This window comes from Haloferax sp. ATCC BAA-644 (assembly GCF_000336975.1).
GTDB lineage: Archaea > Halobacteriota > Halobacteria > Halobacteriales > Haloferacaceae > Haloferax > Haloferax volcanii.
On sequence record NZ_AOLF01000027.1, the window covers coordinates 89146 to 108724 of the forward strand.

Annotated in this window: 21 protein-coding genes and 1 pseudogene; 10 read left to right on the plus strand and 12 right to left on the minus strand. The window is 67.1% G+C overall.

Going from position 1 to position 19579, the window contains the following annotated elements; all coding sequences use genetic code 11:
• Positions 1-23: 23 nt before the first annotated feature.
• The 3 genes from C458_RS12760 (at position 24) to folD (ending at position 1885) form a co-directional block, all read left to right on the plus strand.
• Positions 24-323 carry a DUF211 domain-containing protein gene (locus C458_RS12760; protein ID WP_008576226.1) on the plus strand — a complete coding sequence of 100 codons (300 nt, stop codon included), beginning with the start codon at positions 24-26 and terminating at the stop codon, positions 321-323.
• Positions 323-892, plus strand: coding sequence for a VIT1/CCC1 transporter family protein (locus tag C458_RS12765; RefSeq protein ID WP_008576227.1), 570 nt, complete (start codon positions 323-325; stop codon positions 890-892). Before C458_RS12760 ends, C458_RS12765 begins: the two co-directional genes overlap by 1 nt.
• A gap of 99 nt (positions 893-991) precedes the next feature.
• The gene (folD, locus tag C458_RS12770) at positions 992-1885 is read left to right on the plus strand and encodes a bifunctional methylenetetrahydrofolate dehydrogenase/methenyltetrahydrofolate cyclohydrolase FolD (protein ID WP_008576228.1); all 894 of its coding nucleotides are present in this window, start codon (positions 992-994) and stop codon (positions 1883-1885) included.
• A 79-nt stretch (positions 1886-1964) separates the two neighbouring features.
• Here the strand turns inward: folD and C458_RS12775 are convergent, their stop codons facing one another.
• Both C458_RS12775 and C458_RS12780 read right to left on the minus strand, forming a co-directional pair.
• Positions 1965-2198: a hypothetical protein gene (locus tag C458_RS12775; RefSeq protein ID WP_008576229.1), complete on the minus strand. Its 234-nt coding sequence runs from the start codon at positions 2196-2198 to the stop codon at positions 1965-1967.
• A 58-nt stretch (positions 2199-2256) separates the two neighbouring features.
• Positions 2257-2967 (minus strand): hypothetical protein, encoded by a 711-nt coding sequence (locus tag C458_RS12780; RefSeq protein WP_008576230.1) that lies wholly within the window; start codon positions 2965-2967, stop codon positions 2257-2259.
• Positions 2968-3110: 143 nt separating this feature from the next.
• Here C458_RS12780 and C458_RS18495 point away from each other — a divergent pair, with 143 nt between their 5' ends.
• On the plus strand, positions 3111-3257 hold the full coding sequence (locus C458_RS18495) for a hypothetical protein (protein ID WP_004061251.1): 147 nt from the start codon (positions 3111-3113) through the stop codon (positions 3255-3257).
• Between the two features lie 608 nt (positions 3258-3865).
• The gene (locus C458_RS12785) at positions 3866-4153 is read left to right on the plus strand and encodes a PadR family transcriptional regulator (protein ID WP_004044685.1); all 288 of its coding nucleotides are present in this window, start codon (positions 3866-3868) and stop codon (positions 4151-4153) included.
• 14 nt (positions 4154-4167) lie between these two features.
• Here C458_RS12785 and C458_RS12790 read toward each other — a convergent pair whose 3' ends face one another.
• The gene (locus C458_RS12790) at positions 4168-5436 is read right to left on the minus strand and encodes an AI-2E family transporter (RefSeq protein ID WP_008576233.1); all 1269 of its coding nucleotides are present in this window, start codon (positions 5434-5436) and stop codon (positions 4168-4170) included.
• Between the two features lie 221 nt (positions 5437-5657).
• On the opposite strand from C458_RS12790, the gene C458_RS12795 reads away from it, so the two are divergent.
• Complete coding sequence (locus C458_RS12795; RefSeq protein ID WP_008576234.1) at positions 5658-7010, plus strand: aspartate aminotransferase family protein; 1353 nt, start codon at positions 5658-5660, stop codon at positions 7008-7010.
• Between the two features lie 9 nt (positions 7011-7019).
• Here the strand turns inward: C458_RS12795 and C458_RS12800 are convergent, their stop codons facing one another.
• The 3 genes from C458_RS12800 to C458_RS12810 form a co-directional block, all read right to left on the minus strand.
• Positions 7020-8393, minus strand: coding sequence for a hypothetical protein (locus C458_RS12800; protein WP_008576235.1), 1374 nt, complete (start codon positions 8391-8393; stop codon positions 7020-7022).
• Positions 8394-8459: 66 nt separating this feature from the next.
• Complete coding sequence (fen, locus tag C458_RS12805) at positions 8460-9440, minus strand: flap endonuclease-1 (RefSeq protein ID WP_008576236.1); 981 nt, start codon at positions 9438-9440, stop codon at positions 8460-8462.
• A 27-nt stretch (positions 9441-9467) separates the two neighbouring features.
• The gene (locus C458_RS12810) at positions 9468-10088 is read right to left on the minus strand and encodes a GNAT family N-acetyltransferase (RefSeq protein ID WP_008576237.1); all 621 of its coding nucleotides are present in this window, start codon (positions 10086-10088) and stop codon (positions 9468-9470) included.
• Positions 10089-10146: 58 nt separating this feature from the next.
• On the opposite strand from C458_RS12810, the pseudogene C458_RS12815 reads away from it, so the two are divergent.
• Together C458_RS12815 and C458_RS12820 are read left to right on the plus strand one after the other, a co-directional pair.
• A pseudogene (locus tag C458_RS12815) lies at positions 10147-10729 on the plus strand (class I SAM-dependent methyltransferase).
• A 21-nt stretch (positions 10730-10750) separates the two neighbouring features.
• Entirely contained in the window at positions 10751-11167 is a 417-nt protein-coding gene (locus C458_RS12820) for a DUF3054 domain-containing protein (RefSeq protein ID WP_004061238.1), read from the plus strand.
• Between the two features lie 60 nt (positions 11168-11227).
• Here C458_RS12820 and C458_RS12825 read toward each other — a convergent pair whose 3' ends face one another.
• Positions 11228-12595, minus strand: a complete 1368-nt coding sequence (locus tag C458_RS12825; RefSeq protein ID WP_008576240.1) for an MFS transporter — start codon at positions 12593-12595, stop codon at positions 11228-11230.
• A 228-nt stretch (positions 12596-12823) separates the two neighbouring features.
• Between C458_RS12825 and C458_RS12830 the strand changes: the two genes are divergently transcribed.
• A complete protein-coding gene (locus C458_RS12830; protein ID WP_007273297.1) occupies positions 12824-13072 on the plus strand; it encodes a hypothetical protein in 249 nt (82 codons plus the stop codon).
• Between the two features lie 72 nt (positions 13073-13144).
• A complete protein-coding gene (locus C458_RS12835; RefSeq protein WP_008576245.1) occupies positions 13145-14143 on the plus strand; it encodes an ornithine cyclodeaminase family protein in 999 nt (332 codons plus the stop codon).
• A 15-nt stretch (positions 14144-14158) separates the two neighbouring features.
• Here the strand turns inward: C458_RS12835 and C458_RS12840 are convergent, their stop codons facing one another.
• The 5 genes from C458_RS12840 to rqcH form a co-directional block, all read right to left on the minus strand.
• Positions 14159-14593, minus strand: coding sequence for a hypothetical protein (locus tag C458_RS12840; RefSeq protein WP_008576247.1), 435 nt, complete (start codon positions 14591-14593; stop codon positions 14159-14161).
• Positions 14594-14655: 62 nt separating this feature from the next.
• Positions 14656-15726 carry an mRNA surveillance protein pelota gene (locus C458_RS12845; protein ID WP_008576249.1) on the minus strand — a complete coding sequence of 357 codons (1071 nt, stop codon included), beginning with the start codon at positions 15724-15726 and terminating at the stop codon, positions 14656-14658.
• A gap of 71 nt (positions 15727-15797) precedes the next feature.
• Entirely contained in the window at positions 15798-16478 is a 681-nt protein-coding gene (locus tag C458_RS12850; protein ID WP_008576250.1) for a DUF4013 domain-containing protein, read from the minus strand.
• Between the two features lie 67 nt (positions 16479-16545).
• Complete coding sequence (locus tag C458_RS12855) at positions 16546-17268, minus strand: DUF4013 domain-containing protein (RefSeq protein ID WP_008580436.1); 723 nt, start codon at positions 17266-17268, stop codon at positions 16546-16548.
• A 180-nt stretch (positions 17269-17448) separates the two neighbouring features.
• On the minus strand, positions 17449-19557 hold the full coding sequence (gene rqcH, locus C458_RS12860; RefSeq protein WP_008576255.1) for a ribosome rescue protein RqcH: 2109 nt from the start codon (positions 19555-19557) through the stop codon (positions 17449-17451).
• Positions 19558-19579 lie beyond the last annotated feature (22 nt).

Here is a 19579-nt window from a genome sequence, read left to right on the forward strand (position 1 = left end):
GCGCCGCCGTATCGCCACTCGATATGGCTCCGATTCGTCGGCTCGTTCTCGACGTGTTGAAACCGCACAGCCCCTCGACGGTGGCGGTGGCCCGCGAGGTCGCGGACGCGGCCGGCGTGGCCGGCGTGAACGCGACGCTCCTCGAAACCGACCGCGAGGTGCAGAACCTCAGGCTCGTCGTGGAGGGCGAGGCCGTCGACGCCGACGAGGTCGAGCGCCGCGTCCGCGACCTCGGCGGGACGGTCCACTCCGTCGACGAGGTGGTCGCGGGCGAGACGGTGGTTGAGTACCGGAACCAGCCGCAGGACCCGTCGCCGCTGTGATGTTCGGTCGGCTCGGCGCGCTCCTGCGCGACGACCGCGTCCGCGCCATCTCCCGGCGGTACTTCGTCTCGAACGGCTTCGACGGCGCGCTGACCTGCATCGGTCTCGTCATCGGCGCGTACCTCACCGGCGTCACGGACGGGGTGACGGTCGTCGAAATCGGCGTCGGCGCGGCGGTGGGGCTGACGACCTCCGGCGTCTGGAGCGTCTGGGAGATAGAGCGCGCGGAAAAGCGGGCCGAACTCGGGCGCATCGAAGACGCCATGCTGACCGACCTCGGCGGGACGGCGGTCGAACGCGACAAGGTCGCGGCGCGGGGAATCAACGCGGTCGCCAGCGGGCTCGGCCCGCTCGTCGGCATCGTCGTCCCGCTCCTCCCGTTTCTCGCGGTCGGCACGCTGCTGTCGATGACCTGGGCGACGCTCGCCTCGGTCGGCCTCGGAACGGGCATCCTCTTTGCGTTCGGCGCGTACATGGGGTCGATATCGGAACAGCGGTGGTACGTCGCCGGCCTGCGGATGGCGCTGGCGGGCGTCGCGGTGGCCGCCGTGAATCTGCTGTTCGGGTAACCGAACATAACCATGGACGTGTATATTTTGCTTCGTTCGTCTCCAATAATACGCACAAATTCGAATCTTTGAAATGCCCGGAGCGCGCTGTCTGAGACAATGACGACCATCATCGACGGCAACGCCGTCGCCGAGGAGATTCGCGACGGGCTGGCCGACGCCATCGACGCGCTCGACGAGGCCGGCGTGAAGCCGGGGCTCGCCACCGTGCTGATGAGCGACGACCCCGCCAGCGAGACGTACGTTTCGATGAAACAGCGCGACTGCGAAGAGGTCGGCATCGAGGCGTTCGACTACGAACTCGACCCCGAGACGCCCGCCGACGAGCTGTACTCGCTCGTCGACGACCTCAACGACGACGACGAGGTCCACGGCATCCTCGTCCAGATGCCCGTCCCCGACCACGTCGACGACCGGACCGTCCTCCGCCGCATCGACCCCGCCAAGGACGTCGACGGCTTCCATCCCGAGAACGTGGGTCGCCTCGTCGGCGGCGACGCCCGCTTCAAGCCCTGTACGCCCCACGGCGTCCAGAAGCTCCTCGCCGCCGCCGACGTGGAGACCGAGGGCGCGGACGTGGTCGTCGTCGGCCGCTCGGACATCGTCGGCAAGCCGATGGCGAACCTGCTCATCCAGAAGGCCGAGGGCGGCAACGCCACGGTCACGGTCTGCCACTCGCGCACGGACGACCTCGCCGCGAAGACCCGCGAGGCCGACATCGTCGTCGCGGCCGCGGGCGTCCCCGAACTCGTCACCGGCGACATGCTCTCGGAGGGCGTCGTCGTCATCGACGTGGGCGTCAACCGCGTCGACGCGGACAACGAGAAGGGCTACGAGCTCGTCGGCGACGTGGAGTTCGACTCCGCGAAGGAGAAGGCCAGCGCCATCACGCCCGTCCCCGGCGGCGTCGGCCCGATGACCCGCGCGATGCTCCTCTGGAACACCGTAAAGGCCGCCGCCGAGGCCGAGGGCGTCGACGTCGACCTCCCCTGAGTTCGGAGCGGAACGCAAGCCCGCGCCCGCAGGCTGATTCGGCTCCCGTCCGGACGCTGACCCGCCCAACCGATTTTTCTCACTCGTGGGTCGCCACGAGCAGTCTATCGCCGTCCCGCCGGACGCAAAAGCGGGTGCCGGCGTCCACGTCGAAGCTGTGCGCGGTTCGGTCGGAGATGAGCAGTTGCGAGAAGTCGTCGCCGCAGGCCGGACAGGCCACGCCATCGCGGTTCTCGACGAGCATCGTGTCGCCGTCGTCGCGGAGTAGTTTCACCCGGTGGCGAACCTCGTGGATGTCGAATCCGGCAGTCATCGTCTGCGAAGGGTCGCCGCGGGGCAAAAACGTTCGGTGAACGCGGTGGTCGGTGGCCTCAGAACAGCGCCGCGAGCGTGTCGCGGGCCGACGCGAGCGCGTCGAGGTCGTCGTCGACGAGCGCGGTGTGAAGCTCGCGGGCGGCCTCGACGAGCGCCTCGGACTCCGACAGCGAGACGGCCCCGTCGAGCGCCTCGACGCGTTTGCGGTGGTTCGAGAGGGTTTCGAGCGTCGTCCTGACCTCGGGATTCGGGTTGTCGTCGAGCCACGTCGAGAGGTCGCGACAGTAGGCGTCGATGGCCTCGGCGTAGGCGAGACCGCGGGCGTCGGTCATCGAGTCGGGGACGGCGTCCGACGCGAGGCGTTCGCCCTCGTCGGCGCGTTGGAGCAGGCTGATGACGTACAGCTGTTCGTCGTCCGTGGGTCGGTTCGACCGGGCGACCACGTCGACCGCGTGGAGGAGTTCGTGGGCCGCGAGCGGGGTGTCTCCGAGGGGGAGCAGTTCGCCCCCGCGGATGTAGCCCGTCTGCCGGACGTAGTCGCGGAGGTCGGATTTCAACGCCGGCGCGGCGTCTCGAATCGACCCGTCACCGACGGCGGAGCGGTGCGCCGAGAGGTCGAGGTCGGTCTGCGTGGCGGTGTGGCGCTCCCTGCCGCCGACGCCGACGCTCCGGAGGCTCCCGCACTGCGGGCACGATACGCTTCCCGTCTCGTAGTACGACCATCGGTGGTCGCACTCCTTGCACTCGCGCTCGCCGCGTATCTCCATGCGACCGGGTTGGCTCCGACGGCGCAAAAGCACGGCGACCCGACGCGAGGCTGGTGGACCCGAAGCGGGACGGGTCGCGCGACCGCGGGGTCGCCACCCGAGAGACGCCGGGCTACATACGTCCGGCGGCCCACCGTCTGCGTATGCGAAGCGAATCCGAAGTTCGAGAGCAGTACGAGTTCCTGAAGGACGAACTCGACTCCGAGGAGATGCGGCACGAAGGAGTCAGAAAGCTCATGACGCACTACAAGCGGGCGCTCGGCTGGGTGTTGGAAGAAGAGCATATGTGACTAACCAAACATAACTCTTCGAACGGAACGAAATCGACGAACTCCGGAATTCGACGCGTACGTACCACTCGGATGGACAGTTAGCATCGTTGTCAACGCTTGGCACGCGTCGTTATCTTTAAGTGAAACCGAACAGTAGCCGTAAGTGACGCTTCGCTTTGGAGGGCCGAAGCGTCAGCGGGGACCAATTCAGGGCGGCATGCCGTGCCGGAGATTTCCGGCACGGCTTGCTTTCCTTCTGCGCGAAACTACGACCTGAGACCGACAGGTCCGTCTCACTCGCCGTCCGAAAACGAGTTCCTGATTCCGAGTCGGCCGACCGTCTCCCCGGAACTGTCGAGGATTCCCTCGACCGGTGGGGTTTTCGTTCCGAACAGCCATATCATGTTCATTGATAACAATCAACAATATTGTCGCGCAAATCACGAGAGTCGTCCAGCTGTGGACATATCCAGTCCTCGAAACGGACACTCCGAGATATTAGTAAGATAGACAACATAATCGCGTCCAGAAGATTTCGGAGACTGGCGCGGTTTCGAGGGTGAATCGTCGGTCGAGGCCGATATGCTTATCTGAATTAGACAGTAACATACGAATCGAATTTACCGATGTACGACCTGACAGGATTCCAGCGAGACCTGCTGTACGTCATCGCTGGTCTCGAAGAGCCGCACGGACTCGCCATCAAAGAAGAACTCGAAGCCTACTACGAAAAGGAGATTCACCACGGGCGGCTCTATCCCAACCTCGACACGCTCGTCGAGAAGGGGTTGGTCGACAAGGGCCAGCGCGACCGCCGAACCAACTACTACACGCTTACCCGCCGCGGTCGCCGCGAGATTAAGGCCCGCGACGAGTGGGAAGCGGAGTACGTCCCCGAAGACTTCGAGGCGTGAGCGAACGACCGGGGCTACCCGTCGACGCCGGCGTCGGACGGCGACCGCGAGTCTCGGCCTGACCTCGTCTCGTCCCGGTCGGTAAACGTCTCCGGAACGTCCGACTCGCCCTCCGACGACCGTTCGGTTTCGGCTGGCTCTCGCTGCGTGTCGTCCGCCTCGTCAGCGGTTAGCTCCTCGACCGGCGGGCCGTCGACCAAGTGCGCCGGGTCCACCATGTACGGCCGAATCGGTTTTCCGGCCAAGAGCTCCGGCAGGACGAGTCGGGCGAAGTTCACGAACAACACGAGTATCATCGGCATGAGGAAGATGCCGTACCAGCCGAAAAGCAGCGGGCCGAACGTGTACGCGAGCATCACGGCTCCGACGTGGAGGCTCCGGCCGGAGACGTACGGCCGGAGCACGAGGTCCGGAATCGTGTCCACGATGACGAACGAGACGGCGGCGAAAAGCAGGACGAACCAGAGTCCGGGCGGGTTCGCAATCGCCGCTTCGAGTCCCATGTAGCCCGCGATGGGGACGTAGACGAGCTTCATGCCGACGACGGGGATGAGGCTCGCCACGCCCGCGAGCAGCCCGATGAGCGCCGGCGCGGGGATGCGGACGCCCGTCGGCGCGAGGACGTTCAAAAGCGAGTACGCGATGACGCCGATGGTGCCCGTGAGGATGGCGTTGAGGATGTTGCCGAAGAAGATGTTGTTGAAGTCGCGGTCCACGCCGCGCATGTAGGCTTCGAGGATGCCGTGGTCGTCGGCGAACATCGACTGGCCCCACCGTCGCAGGCGGTGGCCGTCGCGGAGGAGGTAGAACGCGAACGCGATCATGACGAACAGGTGAATCGCGCCGACGCCGAGAAACGCGAAGGTGTTCGCGGCGACGCTCAGCGAGTCGAACACCGAGCCGAGCGCCTCGGGCGTCAGCACCGACCGGAAGTCGTACTCCAACAGCGCCTGCGGGCTGGCGATTCCCTCCAACAGCGTCGGGTCGATGCCGTAGGCTTCGAGGTCAATAGGCACCTCGTCGGTCGAAAGGCGGTCGGCGTACCGCAGGAACTCGCGGAGCGCGATGGTCGCGGCGTAGACGACGAGGCCGAGCACGGGAAGTGCGAGGGCGAAAAGCGCCACGGCGGCCGCCAGACTCGGGGGTTTTACCCGGCGACGAATCCGCCGGTAGATGGGCCGCGTGGCGTAGTAGATGAAGAGCCCGAAGACGAACGTCCCGATAAAAGAGTAGACGACGTAGGTGAGCGCACCCGCGAGGACCAACGCGAGCGACCACCACATCGCGCGGGAGCGCTGGATGTCTGGGAGAGCCATACCCAACCACGGACGCGGAGGCATCAAAAGCCTATCGCGGGAGCGACAGGTCACGACGGAACGCCGTCGCGACCGACCGTCGAAGCCGTCGGTTCGCGCGGCGAAACCGACCGACTCGGCCGAGGGGCGGCCGATATTGCATCAATAATAACGAACATCTTAACTTATGTGTCGCCGTACCGAGTCGCATGGACCGAGAGACGGCGGTGCCACGCGTCGATTCGATGCCCGGCGAGAAAGCCCGCGAGTGGGTCGCGTACCACCACGAACACGCCGCGCCGAGCACGTACGTCTACGACTTCGTCTGGGACATCACCGCGGAGTCGGAAGGCCCCTTCTGCACCGACGTCGATGGCAACGTCCTCCTCGATTTCACGAGCCACGTCGCGGCCGCGCCGCTCGGCTACAACAACCCGAAACTCATGGACCGCATGGCCGAGTTCGACCTCGTCGACCCGACGAAAATCGCGGGTCAGGACTTCTACGTCAGCGACGGCTCCGCGCCCGGCGAGGAGCGACTCCCCGGCCCCCCCGCGCTCATGGATAAACTGACCGACCTCACGAGCCACTACGGCATGGACACGGTGTTCCTATCGAACTCCGGGGCCGAGGCCGTCGAGAACGCCATCAAAATCGCCTACGACCACGCCGACGGCGCGAAGTACGGCATCACCTTCGAGGGCGCGTTCCACGGCCGCACCCTCGGCGCGCTCTCGCTCAACCGCTCGAAGTCGGTCTACCGCCGCAAGTTCCCCGAGATTTCGGGCGTCCTCGACGTGCCGTTCTGCGACGACCGGACCTGCTCGCCCGAGACGTGTTCCTGCGGCTTCTTCCCCGACGCCGATTCTTCTGTCTCCAAACTCCGGCAGAAGCTTCACCCGAAGAAAGGCCACATCGACGCCGACGAGGTCGCCTACGTCATCGTCGAACCGATACAGGGAGAGGGCGGCTACCGCTTCCCCTCCGACGCCTTCGCCGAGGAACTCGCCGCCGTCGTCGACGACTACGACCTGACGCTCATCGCCGACGAGATTCAGACCGGCGTCGGCCGCACCGGCGAGCTGTGGGGCTCCGACCACTACCCCATCGAACCCGACATCATCACCGGCGCGAAGGGCCTCCGCGTCGGCGCGACGATTTCGAACGACGAGCTATTCCCCGACGAGACCTCGCGACTCTCCTCGACGTGGGGCGCGGGCGACATCGTCTCCTCGATGCAGGGCGTGTTCACCCTCGAAGCAATCGAGGAGTACGACCTGCTCGACAACGCGGTCGCCCGCGGCCGCCAGTTCGTCGAGCGCCTGCGCGACGACGCGCCCGAGACCGTCGTCGACGTGCGCGGCAAGGGCCTGCTTCTCGCCGTCGAGTTCGACACCAACGCGCGCCGCGACGCCGTGCAGGAAGCCGCCCTCAAGCGCGGCCTGCTCACCCTCTCGTGCGGCTACAAAGTGCTTCGAATCCTCCCGCCGCTCGACGTGACCGCCCGCGAAATCGACCTCGGCGCGACGATGCTGGTAGACGCCATCGAGGACGTGTCGTAACGCGGTCGGTCAGGTCGCGTCGCGGCTGACGACTGGTTCGACCACGTTCCCGAGTTCGCGCATTATCCCGGCACCGACGAGATAGTACACCGAGGCGTTGACGCGCTCTTTCCACGCGGGACCGTCGCCCATCTCGAGACTCACGTCGCCGGCGCGGATTCGACTCGCCGCCTCGCTGGCGACGACGCCCGCGATGGGTGAGTCGTACTCGTTGCGGACGCGCCGGAACTCGCGCATCGCTCGGCGTTTCGCTCGGAACGACCGGCCGGAGTCGTAGTCGGTGTCGCCGGGTTCCACGTCGAGGGCGTCGAGCGCGAAGTCGTGGGCACGCCGCGCGAGCAGTGTGCGAGCGGTGTCGACGTACTGCTTCGCGGTCAGTCCGCGTTCGTAGTCGCCGGCGTATCTGGCGTCGTTGTCGAAGCAGAGCGTGAACAACTCCCACCGGGCGGCCCCGTAGGGCGTGGATTGGTCCAGGTCGCGCTCCTCTTCGATTGTGGTCCGCATCTCGCTTCGGCGCGGGTACTCGTCGATTCGAGTCCAGAACGCGTCGATGGCGTCAGCGAGTCGGTCCCGGTACGGGGTCGCGTCGTCTCCGAGATTCGCTCGGTACTGCTCGCGATGATGGCGGGCGGTCCGGAGGCGCTGTTGTGCCTGCAACTGCGAACCCCACTCGCCGGCGAAGTCGTGTGCCGAGTAGTCCATCGACTCGCCGCCGTCGTCGACGCCGTCCCAACTTATCTCGATGCGCGCGAACGAGAGGAGTCGCTCGATGGCGTAGAGATACGCGAGGTCGCGGCCGGGGTCTGAGATGCGGTACTCGGAGAGTGACGACGTGAGGTCGTCGGCCGCTCGGTCCAGTTCGCGGCCGCGCTCGACGAGGAACTCGGGGTCGTCGTCTCCGAGCGCGACGGTCGCGTAGCCGACCGTCTCGCCGGCGTACTGAAGCCCGGAGGTCGCAAACCGGAGTCGGTCTCGGGCGCTTCCCAAGTCCTTCGCAGATTCGAGGTAACCGCCCGCCGGCGACCCGCGAAGGTGAAACCGTATCTCCTCGTCCACCGAATCGAGGTCGATGCGCGAGCGGAGTTGCTTCGCCTGCTCGACGGTCTCTTCGAGTCGCCGCACCGCCGCGTCGGCGTGCTCGTCGCTCACCGGCGGCCGCCAGACGTAGTTGCTCGGCAGGTCGGGGTACACCGTCGTCAGCCAGTCCGTAATCGGGTCGGGGAGCCACGTCGGCCTGAACCAGCCGATACCGCCGACCGCGCCCGCGCCGCCGACGAGGCCGAGCAGTTGGCGACGCGAGAGCGAAGAGCGGTTGTCGGGGCGAGACGCGTCGGAGGAAGAGTCGGAATCGTCGTCTGTGGAAGGGGCGTCGGAGGGGGACACACGCGGGAGTTCCGAACCGGCCCGTGTAAACGTGTCGGCGGGCTGTCTGCTCGGGTCGAACGCGGCCTACGTCCAGCGGTCGAGGCCGGTCTGCGTGACCGACTCCTCGATGCGCTCGAAGCCGCGGCGGACCTCCTCGGGGTCGACCTCCCACGTCTCGGTGACGAACTCGCGGGCGGCGGCCACGTCCGGGTCGATGTCGGTGTCGTAGTCGTAGTCGTCGGTGACCGGCGGGTCCAAGAAGAACTCGCGCACCCGGTCGGCGTTGGGGATGGTGTCGCCGCGGGCTTCGAGGACCGACCAGAGGTCGCCGTGTTCCGTGACGGCTTTCACGGCCGTCTTCGGGCCGATGCCCGTGATGCCCTCGTTGAAGTCGGTCCCGCAGAGCATGGCGATATCGACGAGTTGCTCGTGGGTGATGCCGTGTTTGTCGAGCGTCGCGTCGAGGTCCATCAGCTCGGGGTTCCCCTTGCTCGTGAGCTGTCGGAGCGTGTAGGGCGCGCCGAACAGGAGCGTGTCGTAGTCCTCGCTGCCCACGTAGTCGGCGTCGCCCTTACGGGCCATGTAGGACGCCTGCGCCTCGCCCTCGGCGGGCGCTTCGACCACCGGCACGTCGAGCAGCGAGAGGAGTTCGCGGCTGGTGTCCTGAATCGTCTCGGTGAGCCGCTGGGTCCGGGCTTCCATCCGGGCGGCCTCGACCGAGTCACCGGCCTCGCGGGCTTCTTCGAGCCGTGCTTCGGCCTTCTCGCGCTGTTCGCGGCGCTTCGCAACCTCGTCGTCTTTCATCTCGGTGACGCCGCCGTCGAAGACGAAGACGGGCGTCAGGTCGTGTTCGAAGAACTTGGGGAGCCCCTGAACGATGCCGACGAGGTTGGCGACCTCCTCGCCCTCGCTCGTCGTGTACTTCTCCGAACTCGTCCACTTGACCGTCGTCGTGAGATAGCGGTACAGCCAGTTGTGGGCGTCCACGGCGACGACGCTCCCGGCCACCTCGTCGAACGACACCTCGGAGAGCGCGGCGAGCGTCCGCAGGTCTGCGTTTCCCATTTGCTCTGCCTTCGGGGGCCGAGGGTTTCAATCGTCCGAGTGAACGCCGTCGGCTCCGGGCGGCTCCGCCCCTTCGCGCGCCGCGAGAAACGCCCGCTCCGGGTCGTTGAGGTCGCGGGCGCGGTAGCGGTCGAGTCCCGACTGGTAGGTCTCGCGAGAGACCGCCGCGGGCGCGCCGGCGGGGCGCTCCAGCACCAACTCGGCGACGCCCGTTTCGCGGCCCGTGAAGCCGAACCCGGCTTTGTGGCACGCCTCGTAGGCGAAGGGGTTGTTCGCGGCGATGCGGACCGTCTCGTAGCCGCGGTCGGCGGCGGCGTCGCAGGTCCGGCGGAGAAGGTCGGGGCCGAGTCCGTCCCCCCGGCGGTCCCGCCGAACCGTGACGTACCGGAGCCAGAGCGTCGTCGGGTCCGTCCGGTCCTCGTTGAACGCGACCGAGGCGACCACGTCCTCGGCCAGCGGCGGCAGGGAATCGGGGCCGCCGGTCGGCGCGGGTCGGTCGTCGTCGAGGGGCGGCAGGGAGTCGTCGGGGTCGCGGAGCACCGTCTTGCCCGTCGCCGCGGTGACGAACTTCCCCGCGTAGGCGAACCGCCGGTAGTCGAGGCGGAGTCGCGGCCCGTCTTCGGGCCAGCCGAGCAGGTCGAACTCCATGGCCGAACTGGGGGCGCCGCGCGCAAGAACCTTCCCCGGCGGGGCCGTGGCGTCTGCCATGCACGGCGCTGGCGACGTTCGGTTCTTCGACCGCTTCGCACCCGTCTACGACCTCGTGATGCCGCCGGCCGACCCCGGCGCGCTCGGCACCGCGCTCGACCGCGCCGACCGGGATGTCGAGCGCGTCGTCGACATCGGCGGCGGCTCCGGGCGGGCGACCCTCGCGCTCGACGTTCCCGAGCGCATCGTCCTCGACCGCTCGGCCGGGATGCTCCGCCGGGCGCGCCAGCGGGGTCTCGACTGCGTCCGCGGCGACGCACGGGAACTCCCCTTCGCTGACGACGCCCTCGACGCCGTGACCGTCGTGGACGCCTTCCACCACATGCCGAACCAACGGGGCGTCGCCGAGGTAGGTCTTTCGCGTGCTCGCGCCCGGCGGGGTGTTCGCCGTCAACGAGTTCGACCCCGAGACGCTCCTCGGCCGGGGCTTGGTCGCCGCCGAGCGCGTCGTCGGCTTCGGGTCGGCGTTCGCCGCGCCCGACGAACTCGTGCGCTTTCTCGAACGCGTCGGCTTCGAGGCCGAGGTGGTCGAACGCGGCTTCGAGTACACGGTGGTCGGAAAAAAACGGGAGAGCCATTAGGGGGGCGACGAATCCACGCCTATGGCAACCTCGACGTCGTTCTTAGAGGAGCGACTCGATGCCGGGGCGTTACCCATCGCCGTGGGCGACGTGCTCGCCATCTTCCTCCTCGTCACCGTCGGCGTGATTCAGCACAACGGAGTGTCGTACCTCTCGGCCGACCCGGTCGGCTGGGTGCTCACCGCGGTCCCGTTCCTCATCGGGTGGCTCGTCACCGCCCCGCTGTTGGGCGCGTACTCACCCGGTGCGGCGGAATCAGCGAAATCGGCCGTCCCGCTCGGCGTCCGGTCGTGGCTCGCGGCGACCGTCGTCGGCATGGCGATTCGCTGGACGCCGCTTTTCGAAGGCGGCGTCGAACTCACGTTCGTCGCGGTCATGCTGGTGCTCGGCTCCGTCGCGCTCGGCGTCTGGCGGACGCTGTACTTCAAACTCGTCTGAGACGCGGAGCCCGGACTGAATTCACCCGTCAAAAACTGTTTTTCGGCCGATCAACCGCTCTCAGGCGGGCGTCGGCCGCCGTCGCAACAGCGTCACGCCGAGGAGCGTCGCGGCCGCCGCGAACCCCGCGAGGACCGCGAACAGCGCCGTCGAATCAGCGACCGTGAGGATGTAACCGGCGATAGCGCCGCCGAGGGCGCCGACGCCGAACACGCCGAGGTAGGTAAAGCCGTAGGAGAGCCCTCGAAGCCCGGCGGGCGTGTACTCCGCGACGGTGGCTTGGTAGAACGGCTGGACCATGAACAGGAAGAAGCCGAGCAGTGCACAGACGGCGAGGAGCGGGCCGACGCCGAGACTCGCCACGGGGAGGAAGGCGATGGCGATGACGGCGAGCGCGCCGAAGCCGGCGACGATGCCGCGCTCGGTCCTGATGCGGTCGGTGAGCTTGCCGCCGACGTACTGCCCGAAGACGCCGACCGTCAGGAGGCCGGCGTAGACGAACAGTTCCACGTCGAGCGTCGGCGCGCGGCCGGCCGACCCGGAGACGAGGCCGGCGGGCAGGAGCGCCGACACCGGAATCGGCTCGATGCCGATGACCGAGCCGAGGAGGTCCGGCAGGAACGTCGTGACGCCGCGGTAGTAGAGCCCCGAGAACATCACGAGCGCGAAGACGAGCGCGAACCCGCCGGCGAACAGGTGCTTCGACTGCGAGACCAGTTCCGCGAACGAGGAGACACCCGCGCCGGCTTTGCCGTCGCCGCTGGTGTCGCTATCGCCGGGGTCACCCCCCTCACCGCCGTCGGCCGCGGCGACCGCGGCCTGTTCTTCGAAGTTGGCGCGGGTGGCGAGCGCGGCGGCCGCGAGCGCCGGGAGCGCGAGCACGCCGGCGACGAGATGCCAGTCGAAAAACAGCAAGAGGAGCGCGGTGAGAAACGGACCGAAGCCGATGCCGATGTTGCCGGCGATGCCGTGGTAGGCGAAGCCGGTCCCGCGTTCCTCGACGCCGGTGCTGATGAGGCGGAGTCCGGCGGGGTGGTAGACGCTGGCCGCCGCGCCCCAGACGACGAGCGCGAGGGCGACGACGACGAGGTTCGGTGACAGCGCGAGCAGGACGAACGACCCCGCCATCCCGAGGAGGCAGGCGACGATGAGACGCTTGGAGCCGACGCGGTCGACGAGGATGCCGCCGGGGAGCGCACCGAGCCCGAACAGCGCGAAGCCGAGTCCCGTCATCACGCCCAGCGAGGCGGTCGTGACTGGCACCGTCGCGAGACCGAGGTCGATGCTCGCGAACTCCCCGAGCCAGATGGCCACGAAGATGGGGATGGACAGTTCGTACGTGTGGACCATCCCGTGGGCGAGCATCACCAACGCGACGATGGAGCGGTCGTTACGGTTCACGTCTCCGGCCACGGTACCGACTCCCATAACCGTGTGGAGTTCCGGCAGGCGACGCGAGCGCCGCCGTGACTGTTCGGACGAGAGGCACAAGCCACAGTATCGGATTTGTGATGTTCTCCGAGGACATCCAACCCGACGCAGTCTGTCGATTATTCATCTATAAGTTATGGGAACGTTATCTGGAGGCCACGAAGAGAATATCAGTCATCTATGGGAAAGAATTATACCACTTACGTCCGTAGTATGGTATATATTATGACCGGATATTACGACTACATTCTTGGGCTCATCCCGCTCGCACTCCTCGGCATCACCGGCACGCTTACCGTCGCCGGGTTGCAGTTAACCACGGCAGTGCCGATGGCCGCGGGCGTGGCCGCGCTCCTCACCGGCCACGCGCTGTTCGTGAACGGGCCCTCGTCGCCGTCTCCGTCCCGATTCGACGAACACGCCGGTCCCAACGCCGCTGACGCGCCTTCTCCATCGGTCCTCGACGCCGACTAATCCCCATCGTACGCCCGCCCGGCCGGTTCGCCGGCCCGCAGGGTTTTGACCGCAGGTCTCGTTTTTCCGACCATGACAGCGACGTTGTTCCTCACGAGCGACGAGATTAGCGGACTAGCGACGCCGGCCGAGTACGTCGAGGCCGTCCGCGATGGCTACCGACAGCGCGGCGAGGGCGCGCCGGCCGAGCCGCGGACGAAGCTGTTCAACCGCGAGCCGCCGGGCATGCTCACCTCCTACGCGGCCGTGTTGCCCGAGACGGGCGCGATGGGCGGTTACATGTACTCCGCCGGCTTCGGCGCGGAGGACGCGTGGTTCATGACGCCGCTTTTCGACGCCGAGAGCGGCGAGCCACTGGCGCTCCTCGACGGCGCGAGCATGAACCCCTTCAAGACCGGGGCGACGGGCGGGGTCGCCATCGACGCGCTCGCCCGCGACGACGCCTCGACGCTCGCGCTCATCGGGAGCGGCGCGCAGGCCCGCGGTCAGCTTCGGGCCGCCGCGGCCGTCCGCGACCTCGACAGCGTCTGGGTCTACTCACCGACGAAGGAGAGCCGCGAGTCGTTCGCGGGCGAGATGGACCGCACGCTCGACGCCAGCGTCGCGGCCGTCGCCTCCAGCGCCGCGGCCGTCGAGGGCGCGGACATCGTCGTCACGGCCACGACCGCCACGGACCCGGTGTTCGACGGCGACCTGCTCGAACCCGGCACGCACGTCACCGCGATGGGCCAGTACCACCCCGAAAAGCGCGAACTCGACGAGACGACCATCGAGCGCGCGACGTACGTCCCCGACCTCCGCGAGCGCGCCACGATGGACGCCGGGTCGTTCCTCGCCGCCGTCGAGGCCGGCGTCGTGGACGAAGACCACATCCACGCCGAACTCGGCGAGGTCGTCGCGGGCGTCGCCGCCGGGCGCGAGGACGACGAGGAGATAACCGTCTTCGACAGCGGCGGCACGGGCATCGAGACGGTCGCCGCGGCGCACATGCTCTACGAGAAGGCGCGCGACGAGGGACTCGGGACGACCATCGACTTCTCGCCGGCGAGCGAGTCGCTCACCGGGCAGTAAGCGTCCGCCCGCCCGTCAAATCGTCAGGCGCGCGACCCGCTCGGTTCCGACGAGGACGAGAGGGAGGAGCGCCAGCGCGACGACGCCGACGACCGCCGGGACGATGACGGCCGGCCAGAACGACCCCAGTTCGGTCTGCGCGAACGCGCCGAGCAGGGCCGTGCCGCCGACGACGAGGCTGTAATAGGCCGAGCGAATCGGGAGCGTCGGGAGGTGACCGGGCCGCGGCCACGACCCGGTTCGGACGTGGCCGCCGCGGAAGGTACCGACGGCGACGGCGCTCGCCGCGAGGGCGGTGCGGCCGGACAGCGACACCGCGGCTCTGGGCGTCGCGAAAAGCAGAAACCAGAGGGTCGGAATCGCCAGTACCGACACCTCCCACGCGGCGAAAAACACCCGGTCGAGCCAGCGGTCGACCCGCTTCGTCGCCTCCGAGAGCCCCCTCCGCATCACGACTAGACGTTGGTTTCCGGCGGCTAAACGGTTTCTCCGGCGGTGGCGGCGAAGGCGGGCTACTGGAGTCGGTACCGGAGGACCGCGGCGATGCCGCCGAGGTTCTTCAACTGCTCGCCGGGCTGGAACTCCGCGGAGAACACGGTGACCTCGCCGCCCTTCTGTTCGACCGAGTCGATGATATCGTTGACATCAACGTCCCAGTCGCCGTCGCCCTGTCGCTCCGCGCGGAGCCGCGAGTCCAGAAGCAGCAGGTGTTCGACCGCGCCGAAGTCCGCCGCCTCCGCGACCTGTTCGACGCCGTAGGCCGCCTTCGCGCCCGTCGAGATGTTCTCCATCAGTTCGTCGATGAGGTTGGCCTCCTCGGCGATGCGGGTCTGTTTCTGCACGTCGTCGACCGCGCCGCGCTTGAGCACCTCGTGGACGCCGCGGTCACCGACGCCGGCGGTGTCGACGGTCGTGACGATGGTCTCCGCGACTTCGGGGAAGTTGTTCTCGAAGTAGTCCATCGCGTCGTTCTTCGTAAAGCCCGGGCCGGCGAGGATGATGGCGTCCACCTCGAGGTGCGACAGCGCGGCACCGAGTTCGTCGAACAGTTCGGACCGCGGGCGGGCGTACTCGCCTTTCCCCGTCGGCTTCGTGAGCGAGGCGTACTCCTCGGTGCCGTACTGGGCGACGGTGTGGATGTAGGCCGCGCCCTCCTCGACGGTCGCGATGGCCACGTCGGGGTTCTCGGCGGCCTGTTCGGCCGTCTCGATGCGGTCTATCTGGTCCGCTTTGAACTGTTTCTCGATGGTTATCTCGGCGCGCTCCTCGACGTTGAGCGTGTGGTGGTGGCCGAGCTGGTCCTCGCGGGAACAGGAGACGATGACGCCGCCGACGCGGAGGCGGTTGGCGAAGCGGGCGAACTCCACGTCGTCGACCTCGATGGTGACGGTGAGGTGCTCGCGCTCGCCGCCGGTGTCCCGCATCTGCTCGTCGTCGCGCTGGATGCGGCGGGTGGTGTCGCCGGAGACGAGGTCACCCGGTTCGAGGACGTACGAGAGGTGCCAGAGGTCGTCGACGTTCTCGGGGACGAGCGTGATTCGCTCGCGCCCCTCCTCGCCGCGACCGCGGCTCGAAATGCGCATACACGTCCGGTCGTCGGGGAACGGAAAAGAGTCCTGCTATCGCGGGCCCCCGCAATCGCAACCGAGCTACCCTACCATCCGGTCGACTGTCGGCCCTTGCCGGTGGCGTCGGCGAAGCCGCGCGCCCACAGGTAGTACGTCATCACCCTGTCTCTTATACACATCNCCCGCTCAGAGATGTGTATAAGAGACAGGAGCACGACCGTGACGACGAGCGCGAGCAACCACGCGACGGCGTACTCGCCGGTGAACGCGCCGGAGAGGATAGTGCGCACGTCGAAGCCGGCCCCGAGGTTGCCTTCGATGGCGAAGTTCGCTCCGGCGGCCGGCCCGATGTAGGCCGCGAGGAGTCCGAGCACGAACACGAGGAGACCGAGGACGAGCGAGGCGATACCGAGCCCGACACCGCCCGCGGAAGACGCCGCCGCACTCCCCGTCGCCGCCTCGGAGACCGTGAACGTGCCGATGCCGATGATGACCGAGAGGAGTATCGCCGGGACGATGGCCACTAACGCCCAGACGAACGTCACCACGAACAGCTTCAGGCCGTCGACGAACAGTTCGCCCCAGTCCGTGAATGAGGGTGCGGCCTGCTCGCCGTTCGCGGCCGCCCGCATCGCCCTGACGAAGTAGCCTTGGAGGATAATCCCTGGGAATATCAACACAGAGAGCAGCCAGAGAACCCCGCCGATAATGGTCGTCGCAACCCAGTCGTCGCTTCGTTTGAGAAACCACAGCGCGTCGGAGAGCATACCGTTGGGGTGTCGCGGCGCTATCGGCTTAGATATTCCGTCGAAAATTCGAATTCTCGCTGATAGTTCAGACGGCGGGCTGTTCGCCCGGCGTCTCGCCTTCGTCCATCATCTCGACCTCGTGGAGTTCGCCCCACGTCTGGCCGATGATGTAGTAGGCGGCGACGGCCGCGTAGAACCCGACGAACGGGCCGAGGACGAAGCTGAGCAGTTGCCCCAACAGCGGAATGACGTTGAGCAGGCTGAGGACGACCGACACGGCGAACAGCACCACGAAGGCGGTGAGCCACGCGGTGGCGTACTTGCCCGAGGTGAGCACGGGTCTGAGCGTGCCGATGTCGAAGGCGGACCCGAGTCGGTCGGTCTCAGCGTAGTTGGCCAGTGCCGCCGGGACGACGTAGGCGGCGAGCAGGCCGAGCACCAGCGAGACGAGGAGCCCGACGAGAGTCACGATGCCGCCGAAGATGCCCGCGGTGTCGGAGCCACCGCCGGCAAAGATGCCGATGATGGCCGACCCGACGAACACGCTCATGATGATGAGCGGGAGGACACTGTAGACGAACGCGATGGCGAAGCCTTTCACGCCGTCGACGGCCATGTCACCCCAGTCGTCGAACACCGGCGGTTGCTCGTCGCCCTTCATGGTCGCGCGGACGACGCGGAGCAGATAGCCAACGACGAGGAACGTCGGTACGATGAGGAACCCAAGGAAACTGAGCACCCCACCGATGAGGACTGTCTTGAGCCAATTCTCGTCGTTGCGAGGATACGAAAGTGATTCTGAAATCATGATGTTTCACCGAGCGCCACCACCCACCCACCGGCCGTTCGGCCGCGTGAGAACCGCGGGTTGACACGCGCGCTCGAAGCAACATTACGACGAGAAAGTATATAATCTTGTACCCGACGTGACCGAATAATTGAACATTAAGCCGTCTAACTCTCGATTACCGACGGACGGCGGTGACGTTCACTCGTCCGCGATATCGCTCCCGCCCGGCGGGAGGAACTCCTGAATCTGGTCGGGTGACGCGATTTTTCTGACGAACGACTTGTCTGCGAAGCGCTCGCGGAGCCGACGATAACACAGTTTCGCGGCGTCGTTCTGGGCGTACTGCCCCGGGGTGAGCGTCAGCGTCGTCTCCGCGCGCGTCTCGATTGCCGACGGCGGGCCGCCGATGACCCGCGTTTCGTCTTCGCACTGGATGCCGACCGCGACTTTCGCGGGTACGTCCTCGAAGTACTCGCGGTCGCCGCGGACGACGAAGCTCCCCTTTTCGATGTACTCCCCGGACTCGGGCGTCTTCGACACCTGCGAGGGCTCGACCATGTAGGCGTCGTCGGCGAAGCGACCCTCCTTCCAGATGGAGGAGTACGAGACGGCGAACTGCGCGGCCTCGTGGAGCGTCTCCTCGGAGAAATCGACCGCTTGGGCGGGTTCGCTCGGCCCCGTCGCCTTCAGGAGCGTCACCGGCCCGCCGTGGGCCTGCGTGTGGAAAAAGCGGTCGTGCTTGCTCATGTACTTCTTCACCAACTCCTCGTTTTGGTCGGCGTTTCGGCCGCCGACGACGAGGTAGCCCGTGGAGGTGTGGAACCAACGGAACCGCTCGAACCAGTGTTCCGTGGACTTGACGGGCACCGAGTCGAGCGCGAGCCAGTCGGTCTCCTCCGGCTCTTCGTCTTCGTCTTCCTCGTCGTCCTCGTCGTCGTCGGCCTCCCACTCGTCGCGGCGCTTCTTTACGGCCTCCAGTTCCTCGCGGGTGTCCTCGATGGCCGCCAGCGCGCCCTCCTTTTTCTCCTCGATGCGCTTGGCCTCGGTGTAGAGGCGGTCGGCGTTCTTCTCGACGCCCATCGACACGTCGAGGGTGACGGTCGCGTCGTCGAGGTCGACGGTGACCGTGCCGTTCGCGCCGTCGACGTTCGTGACGGCCTCGGCCTCGGGGATGCCCTGTTCGGCTCCCTCCTCCAGCGTCGCGCCGATGTCGTCCCACGGGACGCCCTCCTCGCGCGCGTCGCGGACGGTCGAGAGCACGTCGTCGACGAGGTCGTAGTTGGCGTACAGCAGTTCGGCGCGCTCGCGCTCGTCTTGGGCCTGCTGTTCGAAACCCTCGATTGCGCCCTCCTGTTGGTCGATGATGCGCTCTTGTTTGGCGATTTGCTCCTCGAAGTCCGGGCGGTCGGAGGTCGCCTCCTGCTCGTCGGCGGTCAAATCGAGCCGGAAGAAGTACTCGTCGAGCGCGTCGTTGAACGTGTCGTAGGCCTCCTCGTCGAGCCCGGCGTTCTGGTGTTCGCGCAGCGGGAAGGGCGTCACGTCCACGACTTCGCCGTCGTCGTCGAGGTAGAGCCGCGGGTCGAACTCCCCGGCGCGAACCTGCTCGCGGAGGTCGACGATGGCGTCGTAGATGTCGTCGTAGTCGTCGTCGGTGGCGTCGGCGATATCGAGGGTCTTCTCCACGCCGGCGCGGGTGCACAGTTCCTCGGCGTAGAGGCCGCCGAGGTTCAACTGCGTCGCGAGCGTCCGCACCACGTCGGTGTCGGACTGCTCCATGTTCCGGCCGAGGGCGTCGCGGCTGACGGTGAGGGGGTCGAGCCGCGAGGCGGGGTACTCGTACTGCGACCCCGGCGCGACCGTCCGCGACTTGAGTCGCACCGTCTCCAGACTGCGGACGACTTCGCCCGTCTCGTCGAGCACCGCGATGTTGCCCTGTCCGAACAGCTCGACGACGATTTTCGTGTTCTCGTCGCCCCGCTCGAACGTGAACGTGAGGATGCGGTCGAACTCGTACTGCTCGACGCCCGCGAAGTCGGCCCCGCTGAGCCGGTTTCTGAGCATCATCGCGAAGTTCGGCGGCCGACCGGGAGCGTCCGGTACGTGCTCCTGTGCGGCGAGGTGCGCGCGCTTTATCTCGCCCACTTCGAGGAGGAGTTCGAGCCGACCGCGGTCGAAGTCCCGCATCTTGAGGCGAAGCAGGTCGTCGCCGTAGAGGTACGCCTTGTCGACCTTCGCGCCCTCGTACCGGTTCAACTCGGTGACGAGGGCCGCGAGGTCGACGCTCGTGAGTTCCCGCTTCGGATCCATGGACTCGCTTTTTGGCGGCGAA

Bases quoted from the DNA above. Each gene is read 5' to 3' on its own strand.
- C458_RS18495 (WP_004061251.1), top strand. From the start codon at position 3,111: ATGCGAAGCGAATCCGAAGTTCGAGAGCAGTACGAGTTCCTGAAGGAC.
- fen (WP_008576236.1), bottom strand. From the start codon at position 9,440: ATGGGAAACGCAGACCTGCGGACGCTCGCCGCGCTCTCCGAGGTGTCG.
- rqcH (WP_008576255.1), bottom strand. From the start codon at position 19,557: ATGGATCCGAAGCGGGAACTCACGAGCGTCGACCTCGCGGCCCTCGTC.
- C458_RS12765 (WP_008576227.1), top strand. From the start codon at position 323: ATGTTCGGTCGGCTCGGCGCGCTCCTGCGCGACGACCGCGTCCGCGCC.
- C458_RS12825 (WP_008576240.1), bottom strand. From the start codon at position 12,595: ATGGGAGTCGGTACCGTGGCCGGAGACGTGAACCGTAACGACCGCTCC.
- C458_RS12845 (WP_008576249.1), bottom strand. From the start codon at position 15,726: ATGCGCATTTCGAGCCGCGGTCGCGGCGAGGAGGGGCGCGAGCGAATC.
- C458_RS12780 (WP_008576230.1), bottom strand. From the start codon at position 2,967: ATGGAGATACGCGGCGAGCGCGAGTGCAAGGAGTGCGACCACCGATGG.
- C458_RS12775 (WP_008576229.1), bottom strand. From the start codon at position 2,198: ATGACTGCCGGATTCGACATCCACGAGGTTCGCCACCGGGTGAAACTA.
- C458_RS12855 (WP_008580436.1), bottom strand. From the start codon at position 17,268: ATGATTTCAGAATCACTTTCGTATCCTCGCAACGACGAGAATTGGCTC.
- C458_RS12840 (WP_008576247.1), bottom strand. From the start codon at position 14,593: ATGCGGAGGGGGCTCTCGGAGGCGACGAAGCGGGTCGACCGCTGGCTC.
- folD (WP_008576228.1), top strand. From the start codon at position 992: ATGACGACCATCATCGACGGCAACGCCGTCGCCGAGGAGATTCGCGAC.
- C458_RS12835 (WP_008576245.1), top strand. From the start codon at position 13,145: ATGACAGCGACGTTGTTCCTCACGAGCGACGAGATTAGCGGACTAGCG.
- C458_RS12760 (WP_008576226.1), top strand. From the start codon at position 24: ATGGCTCCGATTCGTCGGCTCGTTCTCGACGTGTTGAAACCGCACAGC.
- C458_RS12790 (WP_008576233.1), bottom strand. From the start codon at position 5,436: ATGTGGTGGTCGCTCGCGTTGGTCCTCGCGGGTGCGCTCACCTACGTC.
- C458_RS12785 (WP_004044685.1), top strand. From the start codon at position 3,866: ATGTACGACCTGACAGGATTCCAGCGAGACCTGCTGTACGTCATCGCT.
- C458_RS12795 (WP_008576234.1), top strand. From the start codon at position 5,658: ATGGACCGAGAGACGGCGGTGCCACGCGTCGATTCGATGCCCGGCGAG.
- C458_RS12810 (WP_008576237.1), bottom strand. From the start codon at position 10,088: ATGGAGTTCGACCTGCTCGGCTGGCCCGAAGACGGGCCGCGACTCCGC.
- C458_RS12820 (WP_004061238.1), top strand. From the start codon at position 10,751: ATGGCAACCTCGACGTCGTTCTTAGAGGAGCGACTCGATGCCGGGGCG.
- C458_RS12830 (WP_007273297.1), top strand. From the start codon at position 12,824: ATGACCGGATATTACGACTACATTCTTGGGCTCATCCCGCTCGCACTC.